This is a genomic window from Actinosynnema sp. NPDC091369 (assembly GCF_044757065.1).
Classification (GTDB): Bacteria; Actinomycetota; Actinomycetes; order Mycobacteriales; family Pseudonocardiaceae; genus Actinosynnema.
The window spans coordinates 1-18,205 of the sequence record NZ_JBIVUG010000022.1 but is presented as its reverse complement, the minus strand read 5'-3'; the positions used below and the strand labels follow the sequence as shown (position 1 = coordinate 18,205).

Annotated in this window: 16 protein-coding genes; 6 read left to right on the top strand and 10 right to left on the bottom strand. The window is 72.6% G+C overall.

All coding sequences use genetic code 11. The annotated features are described in order from the left end of the window. Positions 1 to 58 precede the first annotated feature (58 nt). The 4 genes from ACIQMJ_RS39220 to ACIQMJ_RS39205 form a co-directional block, all read right to left on the bottom strand. Positions 59 to 1,816 carry an ABC transporter ATP-binding protein gene (locus tag ACIQMJ_RS39220; RefSeq protein WP_499766092.1) on the bottom strand — a complete coding sequence of 586 codons (1,758 nt, stop codon included), beginning with the start codon at positions 1,814 to 1,816 and terminating at the stop codon, positions 59 to 61. A gap of 127 nt (positions 1,817 to 1,943) precedes the next feature. Beyond that, entirely contained in the window at positions 1,944 to 4,178 is a 2,235-nt protein-coding gene (locus ACIQMJ_RS39215) for a rhamnogalacturonan lyase family protein (RefSeq protein ID WP_499766091.1), read from the bottom strand. A gap of 360 nt (positions 4,179 to 4,538) precedes the next feature. Beyond that, positions 4,539 to 5,171 (bottom strand): choice-of-anchor M domain-containing protein, encoded by a 633-nt coding sequence (locus tag ACIQMJ_RS39210; RefSeq protein WP_499766090.1) that lies wholly within the window; start codon positions 5,169 to 5,171, stop codon positions 4,539 to 4,541. Then, on the bottom strand, positions 5,168 to 5,815 hold the full coding sequence (locus ACIQMJ_RS39205; protein WP_499766089.1) for a choice-of-anchor M domain-containing protein: 648 nt from the start codon (positions 5,813 to 5,815) through the stop codon (positions 5,168 to 5,170). The genes ACIQMJ_RS39210 and ACIQMJ_RS39205 overlap by 4 nt, the downstream gene beginning before the upstream one ends. 219 nt (positions 5,816 to 6,034) lie before the next feature. On the opposite strand from ACIQMJ_RS39205, the gene ACIQMJ_RS39200 reads away from it, so the two are divergent. The 6 genes from ACIQMJ_RS39200 to ACIQMJ_RS39175 are packed head-to-tail and all read left to right on the top strand — an operon-like array spanning position 6,035 to position 12,898. After that, on the top strand, positions 6,035 to 7,561 hold the full coding sequence (locus ACIQMJ_RS39200) for an anchored repeat ABC transporter, substrate-binding protein (protein ID WP_499766088.1): 1,527 nt from the start codon (positions 6,035 to 6,037) through the stop codon (positions 7,559 to 7,561). Beyond that, positions 7,549 to 8,349, top strand: a complete 801-nt coding sequence (locus tag ACIQMJ_RS39195) for a choice-of-anchor M domain-containing protein (protein ID WP_499766087.1) — start codon at positions 7,549 to 7,551, stop codon at positions 8,347 to 8,349. The genes ACIQMJ_RS39200 and ACIQMJ_RS39195 overlap by 13 nt, the downstream gene beginning before the upstream one ends. Beyond that, on the top strand, positions 8,342 to 9,094 hold the full coding sequence (locus ACIQMJ_RS39190) for an anchored repeat-type ABC transporter ATP-binding subunit (protein WP_499766086.1): 753 nt from the start codon (positions 8,342 to 8,344) through the stop codon (positions 9,092 to 9,094). The genes ACIQMJ_RS39195 and ACIQMJ_RS39190 overlap by 8 nt, the downstream gene beginning before the upstream one ends. Further along, positions 9,091 to 9,969 carry an anchored repeat-type ABC transporter permease subunit gene (locus ACIQMJ_RS39185; RefSeq protein ID WP_499766085.1) on the top strand — a complete coding sequence of 293 codons (879 nt, stop codon included), beginning with the start codon at positions 9,091 to 9,093 and terminating at the stop codon, positions 9,967 to 9,969. Before ACIQMJ_RS39190 ends, ACIQMJ_RS39185 begins: the two co-directional genes overlap by 4 nt. Next, positions 9,966 to 11,279 (top strand): choice-of-anchor M domain-containing protein, encoded by a 1,314-nt coding sequence (locus tag ACIQMJ_RS39180; protein ID WP_499766084.1) that lies wholly within the window; start codon positions 9,966 to 9,968, stop codon positions 11,277 to 11,279. The genes ACIQMJ_RS39185 and ACIQMJ_RS39180 overlap by 4 nt, the downstream gene beginning before the upstream one ends. Beyond that, on the top strand, positions 11,276 to 12,898 hold the full coding sequence (locus ACIQMJ_RS39175; RefSeq protein WP_499766083.1) for a choice-of-anchor M domain-containing protein: 1,623 nt from the start codon (positions 11,276 to 11,278) through the stop codon (positions 12,896 to 12,898). The genes ACIQMJ_RS39180 and ACIQMJ_RS39175 overlap by 4 nt, the downstream gene beginning before the upstream one ends. An 18-nt stretch (positions 12,899 to 12,916) precedes the next feature. Here the strand turns inward: ACIQMJ_RS39175 and ACIQMJ_RS39170 are convergent, their stop codons facing one another. From ACIQMJ_RS39170 to ACIQMJ_RS39145, 6 genes are all read right to left on the bottom strand, one after another. Continuing rightward, positions 12,917 to 13,525, bottom strand: a complete 609-nt coding sequence (locus ACIQMJ_RS39170) for a hypothetical protein (RefSeq protein WP_499766082.1) — start codon at positions 13,523 to 13,525, stop codon at positions 12,917 to 12,919. 159 nt (positions 13,526 to 13,684) lie between these two features. Then, positions 13,685 to 13,861: a hypothetical protein gene (locus tag ACIQMJ_RS39165; protein WP_499766081.1), complete on the bottom strand. Its 177-nt coding sequence runs from the start codon at positions 13,859 to 13,861 to the stop codon at positions 13,685 to 13,687. A 114-nt stretch (positions 13,862 to 13,975) separates the two neighbouring features. After that, the gene (locus tag ACIQMJ_RS39160) at positions 13,976 to 15,439 is read right to left on the bottom strand and encodes a hypothetical protein (RefSeq protein ID WP_499766080.1); all 1,464 of its coding nucleotides are present in this window, start codon (positions 15,437 to 15,439) and stop codon (positions 13,976 to 13,978) included. Positions 15,440 to 15,669: 230 nt separating this feature from the next. Then, on the bottom strand, positions 15,670 to 16,098 hold the full coding sequence (locus ACIQMJ_RS39155; RefSeq protein ID WP_499766079.1) for a hypothetical protein: 429 nt from the start codon (positions 16,096 to 16,098) through the stop codon (positions 15,670 to 15,672). Positions 16,099 to 16,102: 4 nt separating this feature from the next. Then, positions 16,103 to 16,549, bottom strand: coding sequence for a hypothetical protein (locus ACIQMJ_RS39150; RefSeq protein ID WP_499766078.1), 447 nt, complete (start codon positions 16,547 to 16,549; stop codon positions 16,103 to 16,105). Next, positions 16,521 to 18,205 (bottom strand): DNA/RNA non-specific endonuclease (locus ACIQMJ_RS39145; protein WP_499766077.1); only part of this gene is annotated, 1,685 nt, incomplete at its 5' end. The genes ACIQMJ_RS39145 and ACIQMJ_RS39150, both read right to left, overlap by 29 nt.

Genomic DNA, 18,205 nt, shown 5'->3' with positions numbered 1-18,205 from the left:
CGACGTCCCGCGGCAGTGCAACGCCAACCCACGTCGGGGTCAAGCGAATATCGGCCGGTCACCCCGCGTGCAGCCGGGCGTAGGCGCCATCACCGCGCAGCAGCTCGTCGTGCGAGCCGATCTCCCGGATCGCGCCGTCCTGCATGACCACGATCCGGTCCGCATCCCGGATGGTCGACAGCCGGTGGGCTACCACGAACGTGGTCCGGCCGCGGACCAGCCTCGCCAACGCCTGCTGCACCAAAGCCTCCGACTCGACGTCCAGGGCGGACGTGGCCTCGTCGAGGATGAGCACGCGGGGGTTCCGCAGCAGCGCGCGGGCGATGACCAGGCGCTGCCGCTGGCCGCCGGACAGGTGCGCACCGCGGTCGGCCACCGAGGTCTCCACCCCGTCGGGGAGCCCGTCGACGAAGTCGAGCGCGTTGGCGTCGCGCAGCGCCGCCCGGATCGCGGCGTCGTCGACGTCGGGCAGGCCGAAGGCGACGTTCTCGCGGACGGTGCCGTCGAACAGGATCGGCTCCTGCGGCACCACCGAGATGAACCGCCGGTACGTGCGCAGGTCGAGCCCCGCCATGTCCACGCCGTCGAGCAGGATGCGGCCCGACCGGGGGCGCAGGAAGCCGATGAGCAGGTTCAGCACCGTCGACTTGCCCGCACCCGACGGCCCGACCAGGGCGATCGTCTCACCGGGCGTCACCGAGAGGGTGAAGTCCCGCACGGCCGGTCGTCCGGTCTCGGCGTAGGCGTGACCCACGGCCTGGAACTCCACCGCGCCGCGGACCTCGGTGACCTCGGCCTTGCCCTTGTTGTCCTCCAGGTCGGGCGTGCGCAGCACCTCGCTCGCCGAGCGAACCGACTCGAAGCCCTTGGAGATCACCGGGGCCAGGCTCATCAACGTGGCCAGCGACGTGGTCGACGTCGTCAGGAACGCGCTCAGCATGACCACGTCACCTGCCGTGATGCCCCAGACGCCCAGGTACGCGACCAGGGCGGAGGCCGTCAGGAAGACCACGCCGAGGATGTTGAGGAACACCCACGACAGCGACGCGACCCGACCGTTGAGCAGGTCCAGGCGCAGCCCCGAGTCCAGGACCCGCCGCAGGGTGCCGTCCATCCGGCGCAGCGCGTGGCCCTCCAGCCCGTGGGCGCGGGTCACCGGGATCAGCTGGGTCATCTCGTTCACCCGCGCGGCCAGGTGCTCGACGTCCTGGCGGAACACCTCGTTGTGGTCGCGCAGGCTGGACCGCAGACGCAGCACCACGAGGGACGCGAGTGGCACGATCGCCAGCAGCAGCGGCAGGAACTGCGGCGCGCGCACCCCCACGACGGTCAACCCGCCGATCAGGACGGTGACCGCGCCCAGACCGGTGTCGGTCGTCTGCTGCACCATCTGCTCGACGGTCTCGACGTCGCGGACGACCTTCGCCTGGAGCACGCCCGCGCTGGTGCGGTTGTGGTAGCCGATGGACAGCTCCTGCAACCGCGTGCACAGCGCCGACCGCAGCGAGGTGCCCGCCCGCCGCACGCTCCCGTGCAGCAGGCGGACGTAGAGCAGGTGGAGCGGGTAGTTGACGACCAGGATGAACATGATCAGGCCGGTGGCGACCCACATCCCGCCCAGCGGCAGGCGCAGCACCACGGTGTCCACGATGGTGGCCGTGACCAGGGGGAGCAGCCAGACCGGGCTGTGCTTGACGACGAAGACGGCCAGCGCGCCGAGCAGGTGCCGCCGGTGCGGGCGGAACAGGCGGCCGAGCGCGCGCAGGGCGTGTTCGCCGGGGTCGCGGTGCCCTCGCGGAGTGTCGGACGAGGTCACCGAGGGGTGCTCCCTTCGTCGGCGGAAAGGCGTGTGGAAAGCGCTTTCCAGCGTTCCGGAGAGGTCCCGGCACTGCCAAGACCGGCCGGGTGCGCCCGGAGTTCGGGCCCACCCGGCCGGTCGGCCGTCAGCCGGCGTAGTGCACGTCCGGCCACGGCGGGGTGGCCATGCCGTCGCCGATGGGGAAGCTGGGGTGCGGCGGCTGGTTGTAGGCGGTGTTCTGCCACGCGATGGCGACCCGGTACTGGGTGTCGTGCATCAGCGTGGGGATGCGCCGGTCGGTCTGGTTCGGCGTGGCGTAGATGCGGAGGGCCCGGTTGTCGGTCGTGGGCCAGACGACCTCCTCGCGCCAGTCGCCGAGGATGTCGCCGCTCAACGACGGGGTCGACTTGGTGCCGTTGTTGGAGTGCACGCCGGAGCCGGTGAGCAGGCGCGTGTCACCGCCGGTGCCGTACTTGTCGACCCTGGTCCCGTCCAGCAGCTCGCGGGTCGGGTCGCCGTCCCACCAGATGAGGAAGTTCGCCGACGACGGCTTGCGGCCGATGCCGGTGCCGCGGGTGTTGCGGATCTGGCTGTCGGCGGAGGACCACGACTCCGCACCGGGGCTGCCGGCGTAGACGTCGGCCGAGACGCCGCGGCCGTTGTCGCCCGCCGGTGCGGTCTGCCACAGCACCTGGCCGGTGCGGGCGTCGGCGAACCAGGTGCCGGGCTGGCTGCTGTTCTCGGAGACCTTGTAGTACTCCAGGCCCGGCCGGGACGGGTCCAGGTCGCCCAGGTGGGCCGCGTCACCGTGGCCGAACCGGGTGTTCCACAACCCACGGCCGTTGTCGTCGATCGCGGCTGCGCCGTAGACGATCTCGTCGCGGCCGTCGGCGTCCACGTCCCCGATGGTCAACGAGTGGTTGCCCTGGCCCGCGTAGGTGCCGTTACCGGACGCGTTGGAGTCGAAGGTCCAGCGCTTGGTCAGGGTGCCGTTGCGGAAGTCCCAGGCGGCGATGACCGCGCGGGTGTAGTAGCCCCGCGCCATGATCAGGCTGGGGCGGGCGCCGTCGAGGTAGGCGGTGCCCGCCAGGAACCGGTCCACCCGGTTGCCGTAGCTGTCGCCCCACGACGACACCGTGCCGCGTGGCGGGTCGTAGTTCACCGTCGACATCGCCGCCCCGGTCTGACCGTTGAACATCGTCAGGAACTCCGGGCCGGACAGGACGTAGCCGTCGGAGTTGCGGTAGTCGGCGGAGGCGTTGCCGATCACCGTGCCCCGACCGTCCCGCGTGCCGTCCGCGGTCTTCATCGCGACCTCGGCCCGACCGTCACCGTCGTAGTCGTAGACCTGGAACTGCGTGTAGTGCGCACCCGCCCGGATGTTGCGACCCAGATCGATCCGCCACAACCGCGTCCCGTCCAAGCGGTAGGCGTCGATGTAGACGTTCCCGGTCACGCCCGCCTGGCTGTTGTCCTTGGCGTTGCTGGGATCCCACTTGAGCACGAACTCGTAATCGCCGTCACCGTCCAGGTCGCCCACGCTCGCGTCGTTCGCGCTGTGGTCGCCGCTGGGCGGGGAGATCGGCACGTCCCGGTACCCGGAGCCGAACCCCAGCGACGCCGGGGAGGCGGGCTGCTCGACGCCGTTCACCACGGCGCGCACGGTGTAGGAGGCGTCCGCCGCCGCGCCGCCGTCCAGGTAGTTGGTGGACGCGGTGATGGGGGAGGAGTTCAGCTTGGTGGTGCCCCGGTAGACGTTGAAGCCCGTCGACGGGGAGTCACCCGCCACCAGCCGCCAGCTCACCAGGTTGCCCGTGCCCGATCGGACGCTGATCAGGCCCCGGTCCAGGCGCTCCACCTGCTTGCGGCCCGTCGGATCACCGGTCCCGGGATTGGGGTCCGTGGTCGTGGTCGTGGTGGTGCTGGTGGTCGTGCTGGTGGTGGTCGTCGTGCTGGTCGGGTCGACGTTGCCCGTGCAGGTCGTGCCGTTGAGGGTGAACGACGACGGCGTGCCGACCACGTCGCCGGTCATCGTGCCGTTGAACCCGAACGACGCCGTGCCGCCGGTGGCGATCTGCCGGTTGTAGTCCACGTTGGACGCGGTCACGCTCGCACCCGAGGCGGTGAACACCGCGTTCCAGCCCTGGCTGTACCGCTCGGAGCCGGGGAACGCCCAGGCCAGCCGCCACCCGTCCACGGGGTCGCCCAGGTTGGTGATGGTCACGGTGGCGGTGAACCCGCCCTGCCACTTGTTCTGCACCGTGTAGTCGACCTTGCAGCCGGGGGCGGCCGAGGCCACCCCCGCGACCACGAGGCCGCCGGTCAGCGCGCTGATCGCCGTGGCGGCGGCGATCACCCGCACTCGCGAGTTGATGAGCACCGTTGCTCCATTCGCTCCGTCATTTCTGGGAACGCTCCCAGAAATGCCTTGATGTGTCCCCCGTGACCACGAGCACCGGGGACGACGTCTCCGTCGATTATGAAACGATTCAACTTTGCCTCGGATGGCCTGGGAAAGCGCTATCCTGGTGGTGGGTAGACGGTACGAACGTCGCTCTTGTGCTGTCAACCGCTGGGTCGAAAAAGTTTCGGCTGTGCCGAGGTCGAGCCGGCGCAAGCAGGCTCGACCTCTGGGAGCGCTACCAGAACCACGCCGTGATCCATCGGAGGTCCGCCGCCGGTGGTGCACGACGAAGTCGCGGTGCCGCTCGCCGAGCGGCACCGCGACCTCGGGAGTGGATCAGGGCTGCACGGTGAAGGTGTAGCTCTTCTGGCCGGTGGTGACCGCACCGCCGGCCGCCGTGGTGGCGGTGACCTCGAAGACGGCGGTGTAGGTGCCCGCCGCCTCGAACGCCCAGTTGGCGTGCGCGTGGTTGTTGATCGCCAGGGTGCGGCTGTCGGGCAGGCCGTTGCCGCTGTCGAACCACACGCTCACCGACCCGCCGAAGCCGGTGGTGTAGACGCTGAAGTCGGCGGGGCCGGTGACCGACACGAGCTTCACGCTCACCGAGTTGTTCAGCAGCGCGCCGGACGGGACACCCGAGGTGTCGAAGCCCGGCCACAGCACTCCGCTGACCGAGTTCTGCGGCAGCACCCAGAACGTCGACCCCGGCGCGCCGAGGAACGAGTACGCGCTGCCGGAGGGGACGGTGGACCTGCTCGCCGGGACGGCGTTGAGCGTCACGGTCGACGGGTCGCGGTCGACCGCGGGGGACGTGGTGCCGTCACGCAGGTCGAGCGTGAGGGCGCTGCCGGTCCAGTCGACGTCGATGACGTCGACGTGGCCGGAGGAGAGGGTGGTCGCGTGTGCGGTGCCCGTGGTGACCAGGGCGAGTCCCGCGGCGAGCGCGGCGGCGGCGAGGCGGGCGATCATCGGTTCACCTTGAAGGAGTAGGTGGCGGGCGCGGACACGACGCGCTCGCCGGTCGCGGCCAGGGTGCCGACCGCGCGGACGGTGACGCTGTAGGTGCCGGCCGCCTCGAACGCCCAGTTGGCGTGCTGGTGGCCACCGGGGGTCAGGTCGATGCGGTCGGGCAGGCCGTTGCTGCTGTCGACCAGCACGGTCGGCGCGCCGACGGCGTCGGTGGTGAAGATGCTGAAGTCGTCGGGGCCGCACACGGTCACGACGCGCAGGCGCAGCGAGCCGTCGACGAAGACGCCGGGCTCGACCTCCTCCGCGGCGATGCCGGGCCACAGCAGGTTCGGGTCCTCGACCTCGGGCAGCACCCAGACCGGCGCGCCGGGTGCGCCGAGGAAGGAGTAGGCGGGGTCGGCGGGCACGGTGGTCTTCGCCGCGGACTTGGCGACGAGCAGGACCTCGCCCGGTTCGTACTCGGCCTCGGCGGCCTCGTCGTGGACGTGCAGGTGGAACTCGCCGTCCTCGAAGGCGACGCCGAACACGTCGACGTGGCCGGTGTCGATCGTGACGACGGGTGCGGCGTTGGCGGTGGTGGCGACGAGGCCGGACAGGCCGGTCACCGCCGTCAGGAGCAAGGCGATGCGTGCGGTCGTGCGCAAGGTCGGTGCACTCCAATCGTGCGGGTGGTGCGGTCCGGAGGGGGACCGCGGGACGAGCTTTGCACATGATTATCGTTCTCAACACGACTGAACGGCCCAGTCTGCGAACGACAACCGTTGTCGATGGGGCCGGATGGCGTATTGAAAACGATTGTCGTTCGGATTAGGTTCGCGGTGCCCCACCGGTCGGGTGCCGGGCGTCTGGAGGTTCGAGAACACATGCGAGTGCGTGCGCCCTCACGGGCTGCCGCGTCCTGGTGCGCGGTCCTGCTCACCGTGACCGCGTGCACGTCGGCGGAGGACCGGCGCGACGGCGACGGCCTGTCCGTGGTCACCACCACCGAGATCCTCGCCGACCTGGTGCGCAACGTCGGCGGGGAGCGCGTCCGGGTGGACTCGCTGGTCCCGCCCGGCGGCGACCCGCACTCCTACGAGCCCACGCCGGCGGACGCGAAGAAGGCCGCCGCGGCGGACGTGACGTTCACCAACCACCTGCTGCTGGAGGAACAGCGGCTGATCAAGGCCATCGACGCCAACGCGCGCGAGGGCACGCCGAACGTCTCGCTGGCCGAGGCGTCGGAGACCTACGGCGCGCACGTGATCCCGCTGGTGGAGAACGTCGGGCTCGACGTGCTGTGGCTCGGGCTGCGCGTGCGCGGCGACGGCGAGGAGCGCGGCGCCACGCGGACGTCCGAGGTGCGGTTGACCGCGACCGCGGTGGAGGGTCCGGGCAAGCTCGTGACCTACCTGACCGAGTCCCTGGGCAAGCCGGTGGTGTACTTCGACTCCGGCGACGGACTGTCCGACGTGGACTCGACCACTTTGCCGCCCGCCGCGCACACGCACCTCAACTGGGCGTTCACCGCACCGGGGACCTACCGGTTGACGCTGCGCGCCTCGCTGCTCAACGGCGGGGACGAGACCCCGCTGGGGGAGGGCACGTTCACCTTCGCGGTGGGCGTCGACCCGACCGGCATCGCGGGCACCGTGCTGAACGAGGGGCACACGGACCTGACCGTGGACCTGGACACCGGCGAGCTCTACACGTTCAACGACCGCGCCGGCGGCACCACCCAGGAGGTCGTGCCCGCCTCCCAGGCCGTCATCGAGGTGCCGAACAAGGCGATCACGACCGTGCCCGACGACGCCCGGTTCGCGTTCCTGGGCAGCGGCGGCGCGTCGGTGCACCAGCTGCCGCAGGCGGTGCTGGGCAAGCACGTGCACGGCGAGATCGACCCGCACCTGTGGCAGGACGTGCGCAACGGGCGCGCCTACGCCGAGCTGATCCGCGACACCCTGCGCACCGCGGACCCCGGCGGCGCGGCGGACTACGACCGCAACGCCCGCGACTACCTCGCCCGGCTCGACGAGCTCGACGCGCGGGTCCGCGACACCGTCGCGGCCGTGCCGCGGCACCGCCGCCACCTGGTCACCACGCACGACGGCTTCGGCTACTTCGCCGCGGCCTACGAGATGACCGTGGCCGGGTTCGTGGTGCCCAATCCCGCGCAGGAACCCAGCGTCGAGGACGTCCGCAAGCTGACCGAGACCATCCGCAACCTGGAAGTGCCCGCCGTGTTCATGGAACCCAACCTCGCCCAGCGCGGCTCGGTGCTCACCCAGGTCGCCCGCGACCAGGGCGTCCGGGTGTGCCTGCTGTACGGGGACTCCTTCGACGACCGCACCCGCGACTACGCGGCCATGATGCGCCACAACGCGGAGGAGATCGCCCGGTGCCTCGCCTGATCGCGGCCCTGCTCGCCACCACCGCCCTCGTGCTCGCCCCTCCCGTCGCGCACGCCGAGACGCCCGTCGTCATCGCCGACGGCCACGTCGACCTCGGCCCGCGCCTGGTGGACGGCGAGTGGACCCTTCAACTCCGCGACGACACCGGGGACGGCCCGGTGTGGCGCGAGCCCGCCGACGTGGTGCTCCAGGTGGCGGACGCGGCCAAGGTCACCGTTCCCGACGATCCGGCGTACGCGTTCCTCGGCACGCCCGGCGGCGAGGTCTGGGTGCTGCCGCAGGTGCAGGACCAGCGACTGGTGTGGCCGGGGTGGAACACGCAGGACCCCGGCATCGCCGAGGTCGTCGGCCGCGAGGTGGACTGGCGGCTGCACGGCGTCGACGGGCCCGGCCGCTTCGAGCTGTTCCTGACCGGCAACTTCGGCACGCCGGAGGTGATCTTCAGCAGCGGACGTCCCTACCCGCAGGAGACCGGGGTCGAGGCGGGCACCCACGTGCACGGCAACTGGGTGTTCACCGCGCCCGGCGCGTACTCGCTGGACGTGGAGATGGCCACCGCCGACGGCCGCTCGGACCGCGCCACGCTCAAGGTCCACGTCGGACCGGGTGACCCGGCGGCGGCGTTCCCCACCACCGGGTCCAGCGCCCCGCCGTCCGACGCCACTCCCGCACCGCCCGCCGAAGGCACGCCGTGGGTGTGGATCGCGCTGGGCGGCGTGGTGGTGGCCGGCGCGGTCGCCGCACTCGTCGCCCGTTCCCGCCGTGCCGCCAGGAGGACCGATGACTGACCCGGTGCTGGACATCACCGGCGCGACCGTGCACCTGGGCGGCCGGGAGGTGCTGTCCGACGTGGACTTCCGACTGCGGCACGGTGAGCTGGTCGGCCTGATCGGCCCCAACGGCGCGGGCAAGACCACCCTCCTGCGCACCGCGCTCGGCCTCGTCCCGGTCCACCGGGGCACGGTGGTGGTCGGCGGTCGCGCGCCGCGCCAAGCGCAGGGCTCGCTGGGATACGTGCCGCAGCGCCACGAGTTCGCCTGGGACTTCCCGATCACCGTCGAAGGCGCTGTGGCCACCGGCCGCACCCACCTCGCCGGCCTGCTGCGCCGCCGCACGGCCCGCGACCGCGAGGCGGTGGCCGGTGCGGTGGACCGCGTCGGCCTGGCGGAGCTGAGGACCCGGCCGGTCGGCGAGCTGTCGGGCGGTCAGCGGCAGCGCGTCCTGGTCGCCCGCGCGTTGGCGCTGCGGCCTCGGGTGCTGCTGCTGGACGAGCCGTTCACCGGCATCGACGCGCCCACGCAGGAGTTGCTGAGCACGTTGCTGGCCGAACTGCGCGACGAGGGCGTGGCGGTGCTGATGACCACGCACGACCTGGCCGCCGCGACCGCGCTGTGCACCCGGCTGTGCCTGCTCAACCGCGTGGTCGTGGCCGACGACGAGCCGGCCGCGCTGGCCGACACCGACATCTGGCTGCGCACGTTCGGCCTGGACCGGGCCGGGCAGCTGCTCAAGGCGTGGGGGGTGACCGGGTGACCGCGTTCCTCGAAGCGCTGGCCGCGCCGTGGGAGTACGACTTCTGGCGGCGCGCGCTGCTGGTGGCGTTGATGTCGGGCGTGGTGTGCGGCGTGATCGGCAGCCACGTGGTGCTGCGCGGCATGGCGTTCATCGGCGACGCGGTCGCGCACTCGGTGTTCCCGGGCATCGCCGTCGCCTTCGTGCTGGGGCTGGACCTGGTGCTCGGCGGCGCGGTCGCGGGCGTGGTCACCGCGTTGCTGATCGCGGTGTTCACGCAGAACCGCAGGCTGAAGGAGGACTCGGTCATCGGGATCTTCTTCGCCGCGTCGTTCGGGCTGGGCATCGTCATCCTCAGCACCGCGCCCGGCTACGGCGGCTCGCTGGAGTCGTTCCTGTTCGGCTCGATCCTGGGTATCAGCGATTCCGACGTGGTGTCGGTCGCGGTGATCGGCGCGGCGGTGCTGCTGTGCACGGCGCTGTTCAACGGCCGGTTCGTGGCCGCGACCCTGGACCGCGAGCAGGCCCGCGCGGTGGGGTTGCCGGTGTTCTGGCTGGACGTGGTGCTGCACGTGATGGTGACCCTGGCCATCGTGATCTCGTTGCAGGCGGTGGGCAACGTCCTGGTGCTCGCCCTGCTGGTCACACCGGCGGCGGCGGCCCGCCTGCTCACCGACCGGCTCGGCGTGATGATGCTGCTGGCGCCGCTGATCGGCGCGGGCGGCAGCGTGCTGGGCCTCTACCTGTCCTACGCGTTCGACCTGGCGGCCGGCGGTCTCATCGTGCTGACCCTGACCGCGGTGTTCCTGCTGTGCTGGTTCTTCGCCCCGCGCCACGGCCTGCTCACCCGACCCCGCCGGGCCGCCGCCCCCGTTCTCGTCGAGGAGAAGTCGTGACCGCGCACCGGACCGGCGCGCTGGTCGGCGTGGCCGCCGCGCTGCTGATGACCGCGCCCGCCACCGCGGCCGAACCCGCGGCCGAACCCGTGCCGGACGCGGTGCTGGACGTGGAGAACGGCGCGTTGGCGCTGGACGCGCCACCGGACCCGCTCGTGGTGCCGGCCGAGGCCGAACGGGTGCGGTTGCGCTGGGACACCACCGCCATCGAACCCGGCACCGTGTTCGGCGACGCCGTGCGGCTGCGGGTCTCGGTGGTGGCGTCCGCCGCGCCGGAGCGGGAGCCGGTGGTCGTGCCCGTCGACGCCGGCGGGACCGTCGAGGTGGACGCGCCGCCGCCCGGTGACCACGTGCTGCGCGTCGAGGCCACGGCCCACACGCTCGACGGCAGCCCGTTGACCGCCACCCGCGACTACCCGGTGTCCGTCGCCGCCCGGCCCGCGACCGCCGACGAACCGAGGGCGCTGCCGCAGGAGCCGGCCGTCACCCCGGCCGCCGTCGCGCCGCAACCGCGCGCCGAAGCCCCCGCGCCCCGGGTCGAGGCCGCCGCGCAGCAGCCGGCCACGGCCACCGGCCGGGTCACCCTGGACCGCGGCCACGTCGACGCCGTCGCGGTCCGCCTGCTGCCGGACGGCCTGCGCGTGCAGGTGAAGGACGGCACGGTCACCGGCGTCACGACCTGGCGCGAACCGGCCGACGTCGAGTTCCGCGTCACCGCCGCCGCGCGCACCGCGCTCCCGGCGCAACCGGCGCTGTCCTTCCTGGGCGGTGCGGGCGACCAGGTGTTCCTGCTGCCGCAGACGCAGAACGCCGACCTGCTGTGGACGGGCTGGAACACCGAGGAGCTGCGCCCGGCCGAGGTGTCCGGCCCGGTCACCTGGACGCTGACGGCGGTCGACGGTCCGGGCGCGTTCGGCCTGTTCACCACCGGGTCGTTCGGTGCGCCGGAGGTCGTCTTCAACAGCGCCGACGGCCTGCCGGACGCGCTGCCCGTCGCGCTCGGCACGCACGCCCACGCCAACTGGGCGTTCGCCGAACCCGGCCGCTACCGGCTGGCGTTCACCGTCACGGCGACCGGTGCGAACGGCGCCGCGCTGACCGACGCGGAAACCCTGACCTTCGTCGTCGGCGACGGCGGCCAAGCCCCACCACCGCCCGCCACCGAGCGGCAGACCGGCACGGCGAACCGCCTGGCGTCCACCGGCCCGGCTTCGGTGCCCGCCGCCACCGGCCTCGCCCTCGTCCTGGTCGTCACGGGCGTCGCAGCCCTCGTGCTCGCCCGCCGCCGCCCCGCCAAGGAGAACCCGTGACCACCCCGACCCGCGCACGAGCCGCGGCCGCCGTCCTCGCGGTGTCCGCCCTCGCCGCGTTGTCCCTCGCCCCGGCCCTCGCCCAGGGGTCCACGCCCGTGGTCGACGTGGGGCACGTGGACCTGCTCGCGCCGGTCGTGGTCGACGGCGCGCTGGACATCCGCTACAAGGACGGCAACACCACCCCGCCCGCGGTGCTGGACCCGGAACGGGTCGTCACGCACGTCAAGCCGGAGTCGCGCATCCAGGTCCCCGACATCCCCGAGTACGCCTTCCTCGGCCCGGTGGGCAGCGACCTGTGGCTCATCCCCGAGGTCCAGGACCCGAACGTGGTGTGGGCCGGCTGGAACACCGAGGCCCTGACCGCCGACCAGGTCGACCCGGCTTCGGTGAGCTGGACGCTGGACGCGATCGGCGGTGACGCGCCCGGCAGCCCCGCGCCGGGCAGGCTCACCGTGTTCCAGACCGGCCCGGTCGGCGAGCCGCTGCCACGCGTGTTCGACACGTCCCTGCCGCTGCCGCAGCGACAACCGCTGGCGACCGGCACCCACGCGCACGCCAACTGGACGTTCTCCGCCGAGGGGGTCTACCGGCTCACGTTCACCGTCGAGGCGACCGGTTCCACCGGGACGCCGTTGCGCGACACCACGACCTACGCCATCGCCGTGGGCGCGGTCGACCCCGCGACCGTCGAACCCGGCACCGGTACACCGCCCAGTACCACCACGACGACAACCACCACCACAACAACGACGACGACGACCACGACCACGACCACCACCACGGCGGGCCCGACTACGACCACCACCGCGCCACCGACCTCGTGCGTGGTCCTCGACAGCGGCCACGTCGACCTGATCGCCCCACGCCTCGTCGACGGAAAGCTGGGCACCCGGGTCAAGGACGGCACCGCCGGACCCGACCAGGCCGTGTGGCGCGATCCCGCCGACGTGGTGCTGCACCTGGTCCCGGCCGCGCGCAACACCGTGCCCACCGATCCCGCCTACGCGTTCCTGGGCTCGCCGGGCGCACCGGTGTGGCTCATCCCGCAGACCCAGGTCCCCGGGGTGGTCTGGGCGGGCTGGAACACCGAGTCCCTCGACCCGCGTGACGTCCGCGGCGACGTCCGGGTGAGCTGGTCCGCCGTGGACGGTCCGGGCGAGGTGGCGGTCTTCCTCACCGGCATCACCCCGACCGTGCTGGTCGACTCCGGCAACGGGCTGCCCGACGCCGTCACGGTCCCGCTCGGCACCCACGCCCACGCCAACTGGGCGTTCGGGGCGGAGGGCGTCTACCGGATCACCGTCGAGGTCACCGCCACCCTCACCGACGGCCGCACGGTCGGCGACCGGGACGTCTTCACCATCGCCGTCGGCGCCGTCGACCCGACCGCCGACGGAGCCTGCGCACCACCACCGCCCACCACGTCCAGGACTCCCGCCACCACCGCCACCGTCCCGCCGACGACGTCACCGGCGGCCTCCGCGCCGCGGCCGACCGGCCTCGCTTCCACGGGTGTGGACCACGTGGGCACCGCGGTGGCGCTCGCCGCGCTGCTCACCGCGGCCGGCGTCGCGACGGTGGTCCTGGCGCGGCGCAAGCGGGTCCGCCGGACGTGACCCGGCCACACCGCGCGGTCAGGGCACCGGCAGGTCGAGCAGGTCGAACGTGTTGGGCAGGCCCAACCGGTGGTTCACCTGGTCCTCGGCCTTGAGCAGCTCGAACTCCGGTGCCCGGTGCAGCTCGTGCACGACCGCGCGGGGAGCGCCGGAACCCGCCGCGTCCAGCAACGCGTTGACCGCGAGGCGCGCCGAGCTGTTCGCGGCCTCCATGCCGGCGCGGTTGATCGGCGCCCGGACGTAGTCGCCGGCGTTGACGGGGTTCGGGCCGCCGACACCGCTCAGACCCGGGTCCAGGAACCAGGTCATCAGGGAGGACTCGTCCAGCCCGGTCCGGCCGGAGTCGTCGAGGTGCTGCTCCAGCTGGGCCGGCACCTCCCGGACGACCTGCTCCTCGGTCAGCTCCTTGGTGGGCCGGCCGAACAGCACGCCGGGCTCGTCCCAATCGGAGATGATGGCGGACAGGCAGTCGGCCACGCGGCCGTCTCCGTGGTCGGCCCGGAAGTCGCGGTCCGGCCAGAACGCGGCCTGGCTGATCGAGCTCAACGACCAGGGCGCGTGGATGTAGTAGACGTGCCCGTGCACCAGGGGAGTGGGCCAGTCGAAGTAGAGCATGGAACCGGCCATCCACTGCGTCTCCAACGTCGTCGCGGCGCAGTTGCGGGTCGGCGGCCAGGAGGGGCGCGTTCCACACTCGAAGCCGTGCTCGCCCGGGAGGTCGCGCCGACCGCCGCGGCCCGTGCCGGGCACCGGGATGCTGCGGCACTTGCCGCCCAGCGCGCGCCGCTAGTACAGCGTCACGGAGAACTCGCGCTCGGCCAGCCCGTGCACGGCCGTCATGCCGGCGACCCCGCCACCGAGGACCGCCACCGTCGCACGGTGACCGCGTCCCGCCGCCACCCCGGGCAGGCCCAGCCCCGCCAGACCCGCGCCGGGAGGCGCCAGGAACGTGCGTCGCCTCAACCCCGGACCGTCCACCGCACCCCCTCGTCTTCGCGACGCTTCCGCGCGCTGGTCGACATCCCACCGGCACGAGGGCGACCAGCACACCCGAAATCACTCGTTCGTGCGTCGCCCTTACGAGGACGTCTCCGGCCCGTTGTCGGCGGTCCAGTCACCCGGCACGAAGGTCAGCACCCCGTCCGGCGTGATCGCGTCCACCTGCGTGAGCCTCGCCGTGTCCCCGGGCCTGTTCGCGTGCAGGGTCCGGAGCTGTTCGAGCAGCCGTTGCCGGAGGGCTTCCGGCGTCGGGGCAGCCCCGCTGGACGACTCGGGGCGCGGGTGCAGCGCGATGTTCTCGTGCAGGTCCACGATCACCCGCAGCCGGTCCTTGTCGGGGTAGGTCGAGAGCTTGGCCCCCACCTCCTTGCCGAAGTTCTTGACGACCTGGTCGACCCCGCTTTCGCCGGACACGGTCGTCGCCACGCGGACGTGGTCGCCGATGTCCTCCGCCCGCTCGTAGAACTCCTGCGCGCCCACCCCTTCCTCGGGCTCCGCCGGGTCGTCGCCGACCAGGTAGTCCGGCTTCTTGCCGGCCGCGTTGAACGGCCACGGGTGCAGCCGCCGGTCCCCCGACTGCCACAGCAGCTTGGCGTTGATCAGTTCGAGCAGGTCGTTGTGCAGCCCGGTGGGCAGGCTGCTGGGACCTCCCCACACCGGGAAGTTCCGGTTCTCGCCGGCCCTCACCTGCGCCGGGGTGCGGGCCTCGTTCCGCAGCTCGTAGAGGATGTCCCGGGCGTCGACCGCCGGGGCGCCGGGGTCGGCGAGCGAGGCGACGAACCTGCGGATGTGGTCGGCGTACTTCGTCGGGTCGTCGGCCCGCAGCCGGCGCAGGAGCTTGTTGTTCGGACCCAGCAGGTTGTTGCCCTGGTCGAGCTCACGGATCTCCCGCGTCCACGTGCCGGGCCACTCGCGCACCTCGCCGACCTCGGCCTCGGTCTCCCCGACCGCTTGGGGCTCTTGGCTGTCCTCGCCGAGGTGCGTCGTGCCCGGGTCCGGCCGGCGTGACGGGCCCGCAGCGCCTTCCTGGTCGGAGCCCTGGAGGTGCCCGGTCTGCGCGATGGACCGGAGCTCGTCGAGGATGCGGGCGAACTGGGCGTCGTCGTCGACGGCGTCGACCGGCGGGTGCCGGTGGTCGGACGAGGCGTCGTCCTCGGTCTGCCGGGCCTTGCCCTTCCTCGCCGATTCGGCTTCGTCGGGCGGTGTCGGCCCCCGGAGGGCGTCCTGGACCAACTCGGTCAACCGCTGCACGAAGGTGCTCCGCGCCGAGACGCGTCCCATCTTGCTCTGCTGCCACCGGCCGATCGCGGCGAGGACCTGGCCCAGGCGGACGCGGTTCGCCGCCGCGTCGGGTGCCGAGCGGTAGCCGTGCGCCCACGCCCGCAACGCGCGGTCGACTTCCCGGAGCAGGGTGGAGCGCGGTTGCCACCAGGGCAGCGCGGACGCCTCACGCCAGCGTTCGGCGTACACGGCCAGGTCGTCCTGCGCCGAGTGCCCGCCGCCCGAGTACCCCATCGCCCGCATGCCCGCCGGCCGCGTCACGCGCGGTCCGCTGCAACCACAGCACCGGCGTGGCCGCCGCCGGGGCCACCTCGACGTCCGGGGCGGGGTCCTCCGCCCGTCGTCCGCCCCGCCTCGCGTCCCGGCTGCGTGCCCGCATCGTCCCTCCGTCCAGCCCGTCCGGGCCAACCCTGCCTGCCGTGACGGCGGCGGTGCAGGGCTCGGAGGGCACCGCCGGGGCAAGGTCGCTGCCCGGTCGGCCCGGGACGGGCTCAGCCGCGGGCGGCCGCGCGGAGCCAGTCGGGGACGTGCTCGTCGGCGCGGGGGAAGATCTCCAGCTCCCGGCCGTAGGCTTGCGGCGGCGGCGGGGTGCGGAACCGGGGCTCGTCCTGGCGGTTGTACTCGATCGAGTACTTGTCGGGGTAGTCGAGCCAGTAGGTGGCGTGCAACCACGTGCCGCGCTCCGGGCGGGCCATCCCGGCGCGCAACCGCGCGAACAGGTCGAGGACCTCCTCGGGCAGGTCCCAGCCGAACATGCCGCCGTTCGCCATGCGCAGCAGGCCGCCCGCCTCGACGTGGTCGCCGACGGACTTGTGGTCGACCTGCAGGTGGCTCCACCCCGCCGGCAGCTCGAGCACCAGGCGCTCGGTGATGAGCTGCAACAGCTCGTCCTGCTGGACCGGGTTGAGTGGTTGCGTCATGGCGTCAGTATCCCGCACCGGTTTGGTCGTCGGTCGGCAGCTTGTCCCGCAGCCAACCCGGCACGTGCTCCGGGTCGCGCGGGAAGTGCTCCAGGTCCAGCGCCCACTCGCGCGGGCTCAGGTCCGGTGACCACTTCGGGTCGAAGTCGTGGTTGTAGACCACGTGGAACTCGGCGGGCGGGTCCACCGTGTACCGCAGCGAGAACCACGTGCCCCGCCCCTCCACGTACATCAGCTCGCGCAGCTCCCGCAGCGTCCGGCCGACCGACAGCGGCGGGTCGACCGGCGGGCTGGAGTGGTCGGGCATCAGCACGGTCAGCGCCAGCCAGTCCGTGGTGACGGCCACCGACGCGCGCAGGTCGATCCGGAACCAGCCCTCCGGGCACGCCTCGATCAGGTCGCGCCCCACTTCCTGGAGCAGGTCACGGGGTTGGCGGCGGGAGGACGACACGGTTGTTCCTGGCGGGTTCGGGGACATTGTGGAAGCTCCTGATCTCCTGCACGGTGCGGGGCGGCGGCGGGTCGGACACCGTGAAGTGGTACCGCACGTGCAGCTTGTCCGGCGTGTGCACGTCCGGCGTGGTGCGTTCGGCGAAGAAGTCCACCCGGTCCACCGTCGTGCCGTCGACCGCCGAGCGGCGCGCGATGTCCTCCTCCATCCGCCGCCACGTGTTGTCCGTCGGCCCGTCGTCGATCTTCATCGGGCGGTTCTCGTAGGCCCACTGCGGGACGTGGTTGATCCGCTCGCCCGGTCCGCCGCCCTCGAACGGCACGATGTGGCCGCCGTCGAACTTGAACAGCTCGTGCCGGTTCCCGTAGTAGTTGTACGGCGCGTACTCGCCCGCGGTCGGGCTCTTGAAGCCCTCCGGGCCGCCGCTGGCGATCCGGCCGGTGTCGGGCTGGACGCCCTCGCCGGGCGACCCCGGCGTGACACCGCGCCGCGGGCCCCAGAACTCCTCGGCCGTGGTGCCGCTCGGCGGGAAGACCGGGCGACCGCTCGCGGCGACCGTGTCGCCGTGCACGTCGGTCCGGTACATCTGCTGCGGCACGGTCGGGTCCATGCCTTCCATGTGCCGCGGGCCCACCGCGAACGTCGTGTTCGGCGCGGGGACCGGCAGGCCCGCGTCCCACGTCTGCTGGGTGCCGAGCTCGGGGTTGAAGCCGTGCCGGCTGTTGCCCGACCAGGTGTGCACGTGCGAGACCCGACCGTCGGCGTCGGTGTAGAAGGTGCCGTGCCAGTCGCCGTTCTCGTTGTAGACGTCGTAGCGGGCGTTGCTCTCCAGCGGGTTGTCCGGGTCGTTGCCGCGCAGGGAGAACGGGCCGTCGCCGTCGGGCGGGGGAGCCGGGTTGTAGTTCTCGTGCGGCGGCATCGTCCGGTAGGTGCCGTCCGGGTCGCCGGGCGGGTCCCACTCGACGGCGGGTGGCGTCGCGGTCCGGTCGAAGTCGTCGAAGCGGTCGGCGGGACGGTTCTCCGGCGTTGTGCCCGGCGCGTCCGTGTCGGGGGTGGTGGTGTCGGCAGTGGCAGTGGCAGTGGCAGTGGCGGTGTCGCTGCCGGTGTTCGCGTCCGTGCCGGTGTGCGCGTCGGTGCTCGTGCCGGTGTCGGTCCGCGGCGCGTTCGCGTTCGGGATCTCCTGGCCGCGGAACGTGTGCGTGCTGACGCCGGTGTCCACCTGGTACACCACGCCGGGCTCGGGCCGGGCGGTGTCGGGGTTGACCGGCACGCCCGAGCTGTTGCGGGTGTTCGGCACGCTGGTGTCGACGTGCGTGACGTTGCGGTTGGCGTCGGTGTAGTAGGTGCCGCGCACCGAGCCGTCCGGGTTGTGCACGACGATGCGCGAGTTCGGCTCCAGCGGCGGCCCGCCGTTGAAGTCGAGGACGCGCTGGTTCGGGTCCACGTCGAGGTCCACGCGCGGCAGGTCCTGGGGCGGGTCCCACTCGACGCTCCGCTGCGGCGTGGGGTCGCGGCCCTCCGGCGGGTCGGTGATCGAGTTGTTCCGCACACCCCGGTCCTGGGCGTCGGTGGGGTCGAGGTCGGTTTTGTCGGTGTCGTGGGTGCCGGGGGCGAAGCCGTCGTTGCCGGCTTTGGTGGTGGTGCCGTCGGGGTGGT

Bases quoted from the DNA above. Each gene is read 5' to 3' on its own strand.
- ACIQMJ_RS39190 (WP_499766086.1), top strand. From the start codon at position 8,342: ATGACTGACCCGGTGCTGGACATCACCGGCGCGACCGTGCACCTGGGC.
- ACIQMJ_RS39210 (WP_499766090.1), bottom strand. From the start codon at position 5,171: ATGATCGCCCGCCTCGCCGCCGCCGCGCTCGCCGCGGGACTCGCCCTG.
- ACIQMJ_RS39200 (WP_499766088.1), top strand. From the start codon at position 6,035: ATGCGAGTGCGTGCGCCCTCACGGGCTGCCGCGTCCTGGTGCGCGGTC.
- ACIQMJ_RS39155 (WP_499766079.1), bottom strand. From the start codon at position 16,098: ATGACGCAACCACTCAACCCGGTCCAGCAGGACGAGCTGTTGCAGCTC.
- ACIQMJ_RS39170 (WP_499766082.1), bottom strand. From the start codon at position 13,525: ATGGCCGGTTCCATGCTCTACTTCGACTGGCCCACTCCCCTGGTGCAC.